This window comes from Providencia alcalifaciens (assembly GCF_915403165.1).
GTDB classification, from domain to species: domain Bacteria; phylum Pseudomonadota; class Gammaproteobacteria; order Enterobacterales; family Enterobacteriaceae; genus Providencia; species Providencia alcalifaciens_C.
Genome location: NZ_OU659204.1, coordinates 3097000 through 3109860 on the forward strand (window position 1 = coordinate 3097000; position 12861 = coordinate 3109860).

Annotated in this window: 14 protein-coding genes; 6 read left to right on the top strand and 8 right to left on the bottom strand. The window is 42.4% G+C overall.

From position 1 onward, the window contains the following. Nucleotides 1–23 precede the first annotated feature (23 nt). From LDO73_RS14100 to LDO73_RS14110, 3 genes are read right to left on the bottom strand one after another with little or no spacing between them, the layout of a single operon-like run. The gene (locus LDO73_RS14100; protein ID WP_224058790.1) at nucleotides 24–476 is read right to left on the bottom strand and encodes a flavodoxin; all 453 of its coding nucleotides are present in this window, start codon (nucleotides 474–476) and stop codon (nucleotides 24–26) included. Between the two features lie 23 nt (nucleotides 477–499). Further along, on the bottom strand, nucleotides 500–1258 hold the full coding sequence (gene truC, locus LDO73_RS14105) for a tRNA pseudouridine(65) synthase TruC (protein ID WP_224058792.1): 759 nt from the start codon (nucleotides 1256–1258) through the stop codon (nucleotides 500–502). A gap of 3 nt (nucleotides 1259–1261) precedes the next feature. Beyond that, entirely contained in the window at nucleotides 1262–1600 is a 339-nt protein-coding gene (locus LDO73_RS14110; RefSeq protein WP_224058794.1) for a YqcC family protein, read from the bottom strand. Nucleotides 1601–1848: 248 nt separating this feature from the next. Here LDO73_RS14110 and LDO73_RS14115 point away from each other — a divergent pair, with 248 nt between their 5' ends. After that, the gene (locus tag LDO73_RS14115; RefSeq protein ID WP_224058796.1) at nucleotides 1849–2745 is read left to right on the top strand and encodes a VirK/YbjX family protein; all 897 of its coding nucleotides are present in this window, start codon (nucleotides 1849–1851) and stop codon (nucleotides 2743–2745) included. 386 nt (nucleotides 2746–3131) lie between these two features. On the opposite strand, the gene syd is transcribed toward LDO73_RS14115, so the two are convergent. Continuing rightward, entirely contained in the window at nucleotides 3132–3692 is a 561-nt protein-coding gene (gene syd / locus LDO73_RS14120) for a SecY-interacting protein (protein WP_224058799.1), read from the bottom strand. Nucleotides 3693–3850: 158 nt separating this feature from the next. Here syd and queF point away from each other — a divergent pair, with 158 nt between their 5' ends. The 3 genes from queF to xni all read left to right on the top strand — a co-directional run bounded on the left by queF (nucleotide 3851) and on the right by xni (nucleotide 6967). After that, nucleotides 3851–4696, top strand: a complete 846-nt coding sequence (gene queF / locus LDO73_RS14125; RefSeq protein WP_224058801.1) for an NADPH-dependent 7-cyano-7-deazaguanine reductase QueF — start codon at nucleotides 3851–3853, stop codon at nucleotides 4694–4696. Between the two features lie 103 nt (nucleotides 4697–4799). Continuing rightward, a complete protein-coding gene (ppnN, locus tag LDO73_RS14130) occupies nucleotides 4800–6167 on the top strand; it encodes a nucleotide 5'-monophosphate nucleosidase PpnN (RefSeq protein ID WP_224058804.1) in 1368 nt (455 codons plus the stop codon). Between the two features lie 44 nt (nucleotides 6168–6211). Beyond that, nucleotides 6212–6967, top strand: a complete 756-nt coding sequence (gene xni, locus LDO73_RS14135) for a flap endonuclease Xni (protein ID WP_224061190.1) — start codon at nucleotides 6212–6214, stop codon at nucleotides 6965–6967. A 221-nt stretch (nucleotides 6968–7188) separates the two neighbouring features. Here the strand turns inward: xni and rlmM are convergent, their stop codons facing one another. From rlmM to LDO73_RS14150, 3 genes are read right to left on the bottom strand one after another with little or no spacing between them, the layout of a single operon-like run. Continuing rightward, complete coding sequence (gene rlmM, locus LDO73_RS14140; protein WP_224058807.1) at nucleotides 7189–8292, bottom strand: 23S rRNA (cytidine(2498)-2'-O)-methyltransferase RlmM; 1104 nt, start codon at nucleotides 8290–8292, stop codon at nucleotides 7189–7191. Next, nucleotides 8285–8680, bottom strand: a complete 396-nt coding sequence (locus LDO73_RS14145) for a DUF423 domain-containing protein (protein WP_036956331.1) — start codon at nucleotides 8678–8680, stop codon at nucleotides 8285–8287. The genes rlmM and LDO73_RS14145 overlap by 8 nt, the downstream gene beginning before the upstream one ends. 27 nt (nucleotides 8681–8707) lie before the next feature. After that, a complete protein-coding gene (locus LDO73_RS14150; protein WP_224058809.1) occupies nucleotides 8708–9649 on the bottom strand; it encodes a transcriptional regulator GcvA in 942 nt (313 codons plus the stop codon). Nucleotides 9650–10309: 660 nt separating this feature from the next. Here LDO73_RS14150 and csdA point away from each other — a divergent pair. Both csdA and csdE read left to right on the top strand, forming a co-directional pair. Then, entirely contained in the window at nucleotides 10310–11515 is a 1206-nt protein-coding gene (gene csdA, locus LDO73_RS14155; RefSeq protein WP_224058811.1) for a cysteine desulfurase CsdA, read from the top strand. A gap of 11 nt (nucleotides 11516–11526) precedes the next feature. Continuing rightward, a complete protein-coding gene (csdE, locus tag LDO73_RS14160) occupies nucleotides 11527–11988 on the top strand; it encodes a cysteine desulfurase sulfur acceptor subunit CsdE (RefSeq protein ID WP_224058813.1) in 462 nt (153 codons plus the stop codon). A 36-nt stretch (nucleotides 11989–12024) separates the two neighbouring features. Here the strand turns inward: csdE and tcdA are convergent, their stop codons facing one another. Continuing rightward, nucleotides 12025–12834, bottom strand: coding sequence for a tRNA cyclic N6-threonylcarbamoyladenosine(37) synthase TcdA (gene tcdA / locus LDO73_RS14165; protein ID WP_224058816.1), 810 nt, complete (start codon nucleotides 12832–12834; stop codon nucleotides 12025–12027). Nucleotides 12835–12861: the final 27 nt, after the last annotated feature.

Genomic DNA, 12861 nt, shown 5'->3' on the forward strand with positions numbered 1-12861 from the left:
TGCAGATGCATAAGGCTCGCTATTTACAGCATATCCACCCAAGATTGTAACCACGCTTTTGCAAACTCTTCAGGCTCTTCCACTTCAGTCGCATCAATAAATAGCACATCGCCAATACGGCTGCCAGATTGCTCAGCTAATAGCTCATCAAACTGCTTGCCTGCCCCGCAGAAATTCTCATAGCTGCTATCACCCAAGGCAATCACACCATATTTCAATTCAGGCTGATAGCCGACAACATCTTTAATCTCATAGAAAAGAGGCGCAATAGTGTCGGGAATGTCGCCTTGTCCGGTGGTGGAAGTGATCACTAGAGCAACGCCTTCTCCCGCATTGTAAATTTGCCAATCCGCCAAAGTTGGCTCCTCAAACACGGCTACTTCATGGCCTTGCTGTTCGAAGAGCTCTTGCGCCACCTCAGCAACCGCTAATGCGTTGCCATACACCGTCCCGACAAAAATTCCGATTTTGGACATTACGCCCTCCTTATAAAAGCCTATCAAACAGGATAATTAATCACATTAATGTCAAGCATCGAGACGGTATCACCCCATCCAAATTGCTCAACTAATGACAGCCATTGTGCATCCCATGGCGCGACTAATGATATTTTTTCTTCTGTTATAGGGTGAATAAATATTAACTGGCTAGCGTGCAGCATCAAGCGAGAGACTGAAAAATGCTCACTCATACCACGGTTTTGTCGTAAGTCACCATGTTTACTATCCCCAATAATTGGATGACGTAAATGGGACATATGGCGTCTTAGTTGGTGCTTGCGTCCAGTTTCAGGCTTAAGCTCAACGAGGCTAAAACGCGCAGTATCATAGCGCCCAATCGCCACTGGACATTCAACTATCGCCAAGGGTTTGTAATGGGTGACACACTCTTGTAGCCGTGGCTCTTTAGTGGCGTGTTTATCCGCAATTTTATCGAGTTCCTCAAGTAACGGATAATCCAATCTATCCCCTTGTGTAACGTAGCCCCGCACAATCGCATGGTACACTTTTTCCATGGTATGCTGCTCAAACTGCTCGGCGAGTGACCTTGCTACCTCACTGGATAATGCAAACAACAACACACCCGATGTTGGTCTATCAAGACGATGGATTGGAAAAACATGCTGCCCAATTTGGTCACGCAGTGTTTGCATCACAAACACCGTTTCTTTGCTGTCAAGCCAGCTGCGATGCACCAACATGCCTGCCGGTTTATTAACTGCAACCACGTACTCATCTTGATAGATAATATCCAGCATCCGTTATCCGCCCATCACAGTAAACTGAAAATAACTATCTAATTCACGCAAATGATCGAGGAAGGCAATAAAGCGCCCTTCTTCATCGTCTTTGTAGATCTCTTCAAAGTACGGTGCGATAGCAAAATTGCTCGGCAGCATAGAACCTTGATCAATCATTGCGGTCAAGCGAGGAATTAAAATCCACTGAAGCCATTGGGCGGCTTCCATCGTATCGATAGCAAAAGGCTCCACACTCTCGAACGCGTCAGGACTTGGCGGGACCTCTTCCCATAAGGATTTTGCTCTCATCTCTATTTCAAGATGACCGAGTTTTTCAAGGATGCGCTGCTCAATATTCATACTAAAACCTATTCAAATTTAATGATTCAAAATATACCGTATTTTTGGACACAGTTTTGTCGCAAATATGGGGATGAGACAAACAAAAAGCAATCATGTGCCTCCAAGTTATGCCTCAATGTCTCTTTATTCGCATTTACTAAAACAATTAATATTTGTTTATCATTTGTTGTATATTTAGCATTTATTATCAAATGTTTTTCTATACAGTTTGATTTTTTCATTATTAACATAAAGATGGTTTATCTATGGGACTATTAAAGCAGTGGCGTCAACAAAATCAGACCTGGAAATCTTTCACTAACAAATATGTTCAGCTAAAAAGAAAGATCCGCATTGCTAAGTTGCCTTCACAACAATATCAGCAATATCAATCGATGTGCGACACATATCAAAGTGCCCTATTATCTGCAACTATCGAAGGTGTGCCGCAATTTATTGAACGACCAATTAACAAGTACCTGCATAAAGCATGGAGTGGTAAACAGAAATTATCCACTGCAAGCTACACGTTAGATTTAATTGAAAAAACCTTTACGCCAGAAGCTATCACCACCATGTTTTCAGATAAACGAGATGGCTTAACAGTGGCGAATATTGAGCTAAAATCTGGTGATTTTGCTCAATTAAAAATGATTTATTCTCAATATCCTCGTGAAGGGGATCTCTCCATTCATTTACTAAATGAAACGGGTGATGAAATCTATTTGATGAGTTTCTCATTTGGTGAACAAGGTCAGCTTTATGTCTGCTCTCTACAAGGACCATCGACTGAACAGAGCGTAGAGCAAGTGAAATCCATTACTAAGCAAATGCATGCAATGAGGCCTAAAAACCTTTTAATGTCTGCTATTTATGCAGTAGCTGCTTATTTCCAAATCAAATCTATTCTAGGAATTTCAAATAACAGCCATATCAAAAGCCAGCATTTAAAATCCAGCTACGATACCTTTTGGGAAGAGTGCGGTGGAGTATTAAATTCTGAAGGTTGGTATCAATTACCGCTCCGAGAGCCGATGCGTGATATCGAATCAGTGAAAAGCCAGAGACGTTCTGAATTTCGTAAGCGCGAAGCACTGAGAGAAGCCATGTCCCAAAATATTATTGAGTCCCTTACTCAATACTCAAACTCAGCTCAGAAATAAAAAAAAGTAGCCAGTTAAAACTAACTGGCTACTTATCTCTCAATTGACTTGCATCCTGCAATGCGACTTCCTGCCGCCTAACATCCTGTTAGATAAAAATTTAGCAGACCAACTGTTCTGCTAGGTTATCCATTTCCTTGTTTTTTATATGTAAAAAAGCTAAACAACTACCCTGTCCAGCCCGATAAGAATGTATTAAATCCATTAACCAAACAACCTAGTGTTCTACATTCAGGTTATTCAAAAAATAATAAAAAACTTAAAATGGATAGTAACGCCATGAAATTAAAAGTTAAATAGTTCTCATTTCAGTAAAATGAAAAATTATTAAGATATGGCTTAACCAAATTGTAGGCAATAACCTACAGCACCATGCTATAAATCTCTTACCCCTGAGATGATATAACGGGCTTCAGTTGTTGAATAAAGCTCGCAAGATTTTCTGCAATAACTTGTCGTTGCTTACTTCCAAACGTTTCTACAATAATTTCGCCTGTTAAATTACACATAGAAATCATCTCTAATTCAGAGTCTAACGTGGCAATAAACAGCGTTGGTGCTAATTTTAAGCGCTTTTGAGTCACCAAGTGCCCAATCAAGTTTTCCTGTAAGCGAATAAAATCCTCCTCACTCCATACTTGCACCAAATTCAATGACAAATCACCAAACGTCGCACTCATATCTCCAGCTAACTGAGTGGTATAAAAAGCGTGAAAATCGTCCTGTAATTGGAGATCTAGCGCATTAGCCACATTATTTAAGCTTTTCTCTTCTAATGGAAATGGTTGAGGCTCCCAATAAACCACATCATCACCAGTACGAACGATGCAAGGAGAAGGCACCCCATACAGCTCAGCAGACACAGGTGGAAGCCCCGTTGCTTCTTGCCACTTAGCCACATACTGGCTGGTAAAATTTTTAATTAAATCAGAGATTATTGTATTCATCGTTTTTCAATTGTGAGAAATAACATTATTGAAACCAATTTAAATTGGCGGACTCAATATTACGGATAAATGGTATTATGACAGAAGTTAACAAGCGAATAAAATGCACTCAGTTTGCCAATGTTCAGCACTGACATGCCGAAAAGATAAGGATCACTATGTCTCACTATCAAAATAACCCCGCTCTCGATAATTTAACCCTCGGGAAAAAGACGGCTTATCATGACCAATATGATGCCGCTTTATTGCAAGCGGTACCGCGTAGCCTTAATCGCGATCCTTTGGATATTCATGCTGATACACTGCCATTCCACGGTGCCGATATTTGGACACTGTATGAACTCTCTTGGCTAAATGCCCGGGGCGTTCCTCAAGTGGCAATAGGCTCCGTCAGTGTGGATGCCACAAGTGAAAACCTTGTTGAATCAAAAAGCTTCAAGCTTTATCTCAATAGTTTCAATCAGACTCACTTCGAAACGTGGGAAAATGTGCGAAGCGTTTTGCAAAATGACCTAAGCCGCTGTGCTAATGGCGAGGTTAAGGTTACACTTTATAAACTTGATGACTTCACTCAACAAGCCATTCACCAATTCCACGGTGTCTGTATTGATGAGCAAGAGATTGACATCGATAACTATGAATTTAATCGCCACTATTTGGCCGATTGCACCCAACCAGAGGTCGTCGAAGAAACCCTCGTCAGCCACCTGTTGAAATCAAATTGTTTGATAACCAACCAACCTGATTGGGGCTCAGTACAAATTCATTATCGTGGTCCGAAAATTGACCATGAAGCGTTATTACGTTACCTCGTCTCATTTCGTCATCATAATGAATTCCACGAACAGTGCGTGGAGCGCATTTTCAACGACATAACAATACTGTGCAAACCAGAAAAATTATCGGTGTATGCACGCTATACTCGCCGAGGTGGGCTTGATATCAACCCATGGCGCAGTAATGAACAATTCGAGCCTGACACGGGTCGTTTGGCACGGCAATAAGTACCTACTAAATTGAAAATCAGTGTAATTTAAGAGAATGCTATTTAAATCATTTTCAATGTAATTCACGCGTCAAGAGCCCAATTGGGCAAAGGAGTGTTACTTGATTACTCATATCAGTCCATTAGGATCTATGGATCTATTGTCTCAGCTTGAAGTCGATATGCTGAAACGTACGGCGAGCAGCCATCTGTATCAGCTATATCGAAACTGCTCCTTAGCGGTATTACATTCAGGAAGCTTAACTGACAGCAGTAAAGAGCTTTTAGAAAAAAGTGCAGGTTTTGATATCAACATTTTACGCCGTGAGCGTGGTATCAAATTAGAGCTTATCAACCCACCAGAAAAAGCGTTCGTTGACGGTAAAATCATTCGCTCATTACAAGCGAACTTGTTTGCCGTACTGCGCGATATTCTGTTTGTTCACGCTCAAATCAGTAATGCTAAACAGCAGTTCCATCTCGATTTAGAAAACAGCACTCACCTCACTAATATGATCTTTTCCATCTTACGTAACGCCCGTGCGCTACATATTGGTGAAGATCCGAATATGATCGTGTGCTGGGGTGGACACTCCATTAATGAAAATGAATACCTCTATGGTCGTAAAGTTGGTAATGAACTCGGCTTACGTGAACTGAACATCTGTACGGGTTGCGGACCGGGGGCCATGGAGGCACCAATGAAAGGTGCCGCGGTAGGTCACGCTCAACAGCGTTATAAAGACAGCCGTTTTATCGGGTTAACCGAGCCATCCATCATCGCGGCTGAGCCACCTAACCCATTAGTTAATGAACTGATCATCATGCCAGACATAGAAAAACGTCTTGAGGCATTTGTCCGTTTAGCCCACGGGATCATTATTTTCCCAGGTGGTGTGGGAACCGCAGAAGAACTGCTGTATCTGTTGGGTATTATGATGGATCCTGAAAATACCGAGCAAGTGCTGCCATTAGTCCTGACGGGACCAAAAGAGAGCGCTGAATACTTCTCTGTTTTGGATGATTTTATTCGCCATACTCTGGGAGATGAAGCTAGCAAACATTACCAAATCATTATCGACAACCCACAAGAAGTGGCGCGCGTGATGAAAAAAGGCATGTCTGCAGTGAAAGAGAGCCGTCGTAATACGGGTGATGCATACAGCTTCAACTGGTCGATTAAAATCGCCCCTGATCTACAGCATCCATTTGAACCAACTCATGAAAACATGGCGTCACTGAATCTGCATCCGGGTCAATCCCCTGAAAAACTGGCTTCCGATTTACGCCGTGCTTTCTCTGGAATTGTTGCCGGCAACGTCAAAGAAGTCGGCATGAAAGCGATTGAAAAACATGGTCCTTTCAAAATTCATGGGGATAGCGACATCATGAAACGCATGGACATTTTACTCCAAGGTTTCGTGAAGCAGCATCGTATGAAGTTGCCGGGTGGCACCGCTTACGAACCTTGCTATGAAATTGTGAAATAATCACCTACGTGCCATGGACGGCGCGTTTAACCACCAAACGGCTTATGATCCATTTATTAATTATTGATGCTTTAAATTTAATTCGACGTATCCACGCGGTTCAGGGTAGCCCATGTGGAGAAACCTGTTTGTCCGCTATTTCTCAATTAATTAACCACACTAGCGCCACCCATATTGTGGCAGTATTTGATGAAGAAGGTCGCCACCATAGTTGGCGTCATGAGAAACTGCCTGACTATAAAGCAGGGCGTCAGCCTATGCCTGAAAACTTGCAAGCTGAGTTGCCTCAGCTCGTCGCCCAATTTGAAGACAATGGTATCCATTGCTGGCAATCTGAAGGTGATGAAGCCGATGATTTAGCAGCCACTCTAGCTAAACGCATTGCCGATTCTGGGCATACCGTCACCATCGTCTCTACCGATAAAGGTTACTGCCAGCTACTCTCTCCAAACCTGCGTATCCGTGACTATTTTCAAAAACGTTGGCTGGACGTTCCTTTCATTGAAAATGAATTTGGAGTCAAGCCTGAACAACTTCCTGATTACTGGGGTTTAGCGGGGATCAGCAGCAGTAAAGTTCCAGGGGTGGCAGGTATTGGCGCTAAAAGTGCCACTGAGCTGCTTCAGCGATTCCACACGATTGAAAATTTGTACGCTAATTTTGACGTTCTTGAAGACAAATGGCAGAAAAAGCTCTCCAACCAACAAGAAATGGCGCTTATCTGTCGCGATATTGCTACATTAAAAACAGACATTGCCTTGAAAGGTAATCTGAATCAGTTGCGCTATCAAGCTAAATAGCAGGTACAAAAAAGGTCACTTCACAGTGACCTTTTTGGTTGATGACAAAGAGGGGTAAAAGCGTGGTTTTTCCCTCTTTGTGTTATCAGGCGAAAATCAATAAATTGATTTTCCTCGTTAATTTTACAAACCCAAAGAGCCATTTCCAAACCTGATGGGTTTGTCAATGGTCTGAAAGGTCACTTCACAGTGACCTTTTTACTATTCAAGCCAACTTTAACTTAATAATATTCACGCGCCATTGGGTTTGCAGACCAAACACGTTGTACATGCACAGTCACTTCTTCACGGTCATGGTAAAGCTGTTTTGCGTGGATCAAAACGTTGATACCATTCTCTTTCAGTTGAACTTTCATTTTTTCCAGAATATGCGCGACTTCTTCATAACGCTTTTTCATCGGCAGCTTCAAGTTAAAAATGGTCTCGCGGCACCAGCCTTCTTGCAGCCACTGAGTCATTAATGCAGCCACTTTGGCCGGTTTTTCCACCATATCACATACGAGCCACGTGATATTTTGAGAGGTTGGCTTAAATTTAAAACCATCTTCACGGTGATGGCGAACTTGCCCTGTATTCATCAAGCTTTCCGCCATTGGGCCATTATCTACCGCTTCCACCATCATGCTGCGTTTGACGAGCTGGTAAGTCCATCCTCCCGGACATGCGCCTAAATCCACCGCTTTCATGCCACTCCCTAAACGCTCATCCCACTCTTCATAAGGAATAAACACATGGAAAGCCTCCTCCAACTTTAACGTCGAGCGGCTTGGTGCATCCGATGGGAACTTCAAGCGCGGAATACCCATATAGAAATTCGAGCTATTATTCGAATAAGAATAGCCGGTATAGCAGCACCCTGGTGCAATAAAGAACACATGGACGACTGGGCGTTTAAAGTTCTCTTTCGCCAATAAGACTTTCTCTTGGCGTAGCGCATTACGCAGAGGTACCGTAAATTTACGGCAGAATTTCATCAATTCTTTTGATTCATTGGTATCCGCAACTTCAACACGCAGATCCCCCGCTCTCTCAACCTGCTGGCTAAGTGCGTTCACAATCGGTGTGACTCTATCTTCTGGCGGTAAATCTTTTAATAAATCACCCACCACAAACATTTGGCGAGCAAAAATCAATTCACGAAATGGAAGTGTGCGCGCAAGGATGTCCGCATCCTCAGATTGATAACATTCAAAAATAACATAGCCGCTATTTTCTTTAACGCGGGCAAAACCGTAAATTTCTCGTTGCCCTGCTTTATCTGTAATTTCTGCTGCACACTCTTTTTCAAAGCCCGGGCGGCAATATAATGCAATTTTATTACTCATTGCGTGACGCCGATTTCCTTAGACGCATAGCGCCAATAACAACTAAAAGCCAGCCAACTAGGAAGCAAACGCCACCTATTGGCGTAAAATAAGAGAAGTATTTTACCTGCAATAAGGCCATACAATAAAGGCTACCGCTAAAAAGAAGTATCCCTACGGAGAAAAACACACCTGCCCAATAGAACCACAAAATGACTTTACGCAGTAATACCGCACCCAGCACCATTAATGCAACGGTATGAAACATTTGATAACGTAGCCCTGTTTCAATCCAAGCCATTTGATGGGCGCTCATAATTGGAGAAAGCGCATGAGAGCCAATGGCTCCAAATGCAACAATAAAAAATCCACTAATCCCTGCAAAAATTAACATCAAACGACTATTCACAATAGCACCTTCGTTTTAACTGTTTGATTATTGTATATGCGTCAAATCTTGATCATTGGTAATAAAGCCAAGCTTTTCTTGCTCGCTGGCTGCTTGCGCAAGGATCCATTGACGAAATGCCGCTATTTTCCCTAAATCGGCCTGACTCTCTTGGCAGACCAGATAGAATGCATTTTTACTGACTAATACCTCACTAAACGGACACACCAATCTGCCGGCATCAATCTCGTTCTTTGCCATCACATTGTTGGTTAATGCCACTCCTTGCCCATGAACTGCCGCTTGGATCACCATGGAGCTGTGGCTAAAAATAGGCCCTTGCTGCACATTCACAATATTTTGCAAATCTAATTGCTTAACATAGGCTTGCCAATCACGACGAGAAGAGTCATGAAGCAACGTGTGCTTAGCTAAATCTTCCGGGTTCTTCAGTTGATTACCCCCGGTCATCAACGAAGGTGAACACACTGGCATTAAATATTCGGCGTAAAGTCTGTCCATTCTCAAGCCCGTCCAGTTTCCTCTGCCATAAAAAATGGCAACATCAACATCATCCGCTAGTTTATCCTCTTCCCGATCAACCGCTTGGATACGTACATCAATGCCAGGGAAAGCTTGGTTAAAACCAGAAAGCCGGGGAACTAACCATTGTATCGCGAAACTTGGCGATAAGCTTACAGTTAGTGCGCCTTTTGCACTTCTGGCTTGAAGCTTTCTCGTCGCCTCATTTAAAGACGAGAAAATTTCTTTAATATCAAGATAATAACTTTGCCCTTCTTCCGTCAGCAGCAATGAGCGATTTCGACGGCGAAATAGCTTTAATCCGAGGAAATCTTCTAAGCTTTTTATTTGATGACTGACAGCTGCCTGTGTCACAAATAATTCATCTGCCGCTTTAGTAAAACTTAAATGACGGGCGGCGGCATCAAACACTCTCAGAGCATTTAAAGGCGGTAATCTTTTAGACATAATCTCTTCGACTCAGCTTCGTTATACGCATTAGTTTTTCTCATCCGAAGCATTATAAATTGTCCCTTGAGGATACGCCAGTAAATACCTATAGTATGCGCACTTCCTAAGCCGGAACGAAAAGTTGCAGAGTTTAGTTACTTTGAAACTTTTGGCTTTGTGGTTGTGATGTTGTGTTTGCAAGTTGTCTGGTTAATCCAGGCTTTGTAGCGATTGCTACTGTTTTTTTTCACTTCCTGTACATTTACCCTGTCTGTCCATAGTGATTTTTATAGTGCACCGCCTAAGCGCGGTGCTTTTTTTTATTTTGGACGTCATAAAATCCATTATAAAAAATAAAAAAAACATTATCCCATCGGATTTCGAGTAAAAAAGCCCATAAAACGCATCTTAAATTAAATTTAACCATTAGGTTAAAAAGCAAACCTTCTTCGATTTAGTGCTTTAACTTTTTTCAGGCGCGCAATTATTCAAAAATTTGAGCAAAAATCTTCCTATTAAGTGTAACAAATTATTTCTAATAATCGATAACTGAATAACATTTTTTATCTCCATCTACTTATTCACTGTTTTCCGTTATTATCATCATCAACGCATATTCATAACCACAACTACAGCCACATTCACCTATTGGATGGCTAACATCAAAGAATCAGCATAATGGATAACTTTAACGCCCCTCAATTTCGTCAGCAATTTCCAGCCATCGGCTCTGATATTATTTTCCTTGATAGCGCCGCCACCGCCCTAAAACCCTTGGATATGACCAACGCCTCTGATGATTACTACCGTTTTTCAGGCAGTTCGGTCTATCGTGGACAATCCCCTGAAGCATTAAAAATTACTCGATTGTACGAACAAGGCCGCCTATTAACGGCAAAATTGATCCAAGCACCGAACGAAAAATCCATTATCTGGACCCGTGGCACCACTGAATCTATTAATCTGATTGCGCAAAGTTATTTCCGTGAGAAACTTCAAGCAGGTGATGAAATTATCGTCAGTGAGGCTGAGCATCACTCAAACTTGCTGCCGTGGCTGATGTTGGCACAACAAACAGGTGCAAAGATCGTAAAATGGGCGGTGACTCCTGACTTAACCTTAGATCTCAATGCGCTGCAATCAATCTTGAATGCCAAAAGCAAAATTGTCGCAGTAACGCAAATGTCTAACGTAACAGGCTATCAGCCGGACATTAGCGCGATAACCGCACTTGCTCATCAGTTTGGTGCAAAAGTCGTTATCGATGGCGCTCAGGGCGTTGTACATCACCCTCTTAACGTCATGGAAACTAATGTAGATTTCTACGCGTTTTCAGCGCACAAATTATATGGGCCTACAGGTTTAGGCATCTGTTATGGAAAACCTGAACATTTAGCCAATATGGATCCATGGCATGGCGGCGGTAAAATGTTAAATCACGTTGATTTTTCAGGCTTCACTCTCGCCCCAATACCTCAACGATTTGAAGCTGGAACCCCGAACATCGCGGGAGTGATAGCCTTTTCAGCCGTGCTTGAGTGGCTTTCAACGCAAAACTTAGCGCAGGCAGAAACCTATACTTGTGCACTTATAGACTATGCCTATGAGCAACTTACTCAGCTTGAAGGCGCGATTTGCTATCGCACTCAAAATTCGCCGCTTTTATCTTTCAATTTCCACAATATTCACTATAGCGATTTAGGGCTTCTCTTGACCGAACAGAAAATTGCATTACGCTATGGACAACATTGTGCTCAACCATTAATGGATTCACTCAATATTAGCGGCTGTTTACGCATCTCCGCCATGCCATATAATAACAGGCAAGATATTGATAAATTTATTTATTCAGTAAAATTCGCACTTTCGATTTTAAATGATTAAAAGGTAATCTAATGACTTTGTCTCGACATGAACTGGCTTCTCATCCATTTGGCACAGAAATTGTCATTCACGAAATCGTTGAACAGTTTTCTAAACAAAAAGCGTGGGAAGATAAATATCGCTTACTCATTCAACTCGCGAAAAAACTGCCCTCTCTCACAGATGAAGAAAAGCTGCAGACTCAGGAAGTTCATGGATGTGAAAACCGTGTATGGATTGGCGCTATTCTCAATGATGATGACACTTTCCACTTTTATGGGGATAGCGAAGGGCGTGTAGTGAAAGGGTTATTTGCTATTTTGCTCGCTTGTGTTGAACAGAAAAATGCACAGCAAATTTTAGAGACTGATTTTGAAGATATTTTTAGTCAAACTGGTTTATCAGGGCAACTCAGTGAATCCCGCCAAAATGGGATCCACGCATTAATTACAGCAATCAAAAACATTGCAAGTGAAATGACCCCAGCAGAATGATTATCCCGTTGAGGCTACTTTGTGGCCTCAATTCTACTACTTAGCTTCTCTTTGTGCTTTTGCGACCATCTTTTTCAACGCATGGGACACCGCAATAAAGCCAAAACTGGCGGTCACCATCGTGACAGCGCCAAATCCTGATGCACAGTCCATACGTTTTGAACCCTCTGCCGTGCTTTTCGCTGCGCACACTGTTCCATCACTTTGTGGATAGACCAACTGCTCCGTCGAAAACACACAATCGATTCCCAATTTACCTTTGCCATTTTTCACGACATTAAAGTCTGATTTAAGACGTTCGCGTAATTTCGCCGCCAAAGGATCTTGAACTGTCTTTGCTAAATCCGCGACTTGAATTTGGGTCGGATCAATTTGACCGCCAGCGCCACCCGTCGTCACGATAGGAATTTTAAAACGTCGACAATATGCCAGTAATGCTGCTTTCGGTCTCACACTGTCAATAGCATCAATAACATAGTCGAACCCTAACGAGAGGTATTCAGCTACATTATCCACCGTAATGAAATCATCGATAACATTCACAGTGCACTCAGGGTTGATTGCCAAAATGCGCTCTTTCATCACATCAACTTTAGGTAGCCCCACCGTTGATTTCAATGCATGAAGTTGGCGATTCGTATTTGTCACGCAGATATCATCCATATCTATCAGAGTGATAGCACCAATGCCTGAACGCGTTAATGCTTCAGCAGCCCACACGCCAACGCCGCCCACACCAATAACACACACATGTGAACGTGCAAAAAGATGAAGGGCTTGTTGCCCATATAAACGCCCGATTCCAGCAAATCGCTGCATCCACGCATCAGAAAGCTGAGCTTGCATAATCACAAACAACCTTAGTTAAAACGA

What these genes read in the sequence shown, in the direction of transcription:
- LDO73_RS14100 (WP_224058790.1), bottom strand. Translation starts at nt 476, where the DNA reads ATGTCCAAAATCGGAATTTTTGTCGGGACGGTGTATGGCAACGCATTA.
- truC (WP_224058792.1), bottom strand. Translation starts at nt 1,258, where the DNA reads ATGCTGGATATTATCTATCAAGATGAGTACGTGGTTGCAGTTAATAAA.
- LDO73_RS14110 (WP_224058794.1), bottom strand. Translation starts at nt 1,600, where the DNA reads ATGAATATTGAGCAGCGCATCCTTGAAAAACTCGGTCATCTTGAAATA.
- LDO73_RS14115 (WP_224058796.1), top strand. Translation starts at nt 1,849, where the DNA reads ATGGGACTATTAAAGCAGTGGCGTCAACAAAATCAGACCTGGAAATCT.
- syd (WP_224058799.1), bottom strand. Translation starts at nt 3,692, where the DNA reads ATGAATACAATAATCTCTGATTTAATTAAAAATTTTACCAGCCAGTAT.
- queF (WP_224058801.1), top strand. Translation starts at nt 3,851, where the DNA reads ATGTCTCACTATCAAAATAACCCCGCTCTCGATAATTTAACCCTCGGG.
- xni (WP_224061190.1), top strand. Translation starts at nt 6,212, where the DNA reads ATGATCCATTTATTAATTATTGATGCTTTAAATTTAATTCGACGTATC.
- rlmM (WP_224058807.1), bottom strand. Translation starts at nt 8,292, where the DNA reads ATGAGTAATAAAATTGCATTATATTGCCGCCCGGGCTTTGAAAAAGAG.
- LDO73_RS14150 (WP_224058809.1), bottom strand. Translation starts at nt 9,649, where the DNA reads ATGTCTAAAAGATTACCGCCTTTAAATGCTCTGAGAGTGTTTGATGCC.
- csdA (WP_224058811.1), top strand. Translation starts at nt 10,310, where the DNA reads ATGGATAACTTTAACGCCCCTCAATTTCGTCAGCAATTTCCAGCCATC.
- csdE (WP_224058813.1), top strand. Translation starts at nt 11,527, where the DNA reads ATGACTTTGTCTCGACATGAACTGGCTTCTCATCCATTTGGCACAGAA.
- tcdA (WP_224058816.1), bottom strand. Translation starts at nt 12,834, where the DNA reads ATGCAAGCTCAGCTTTCTGATGCGTGGATGCAGCGATTTGCTGGAATC.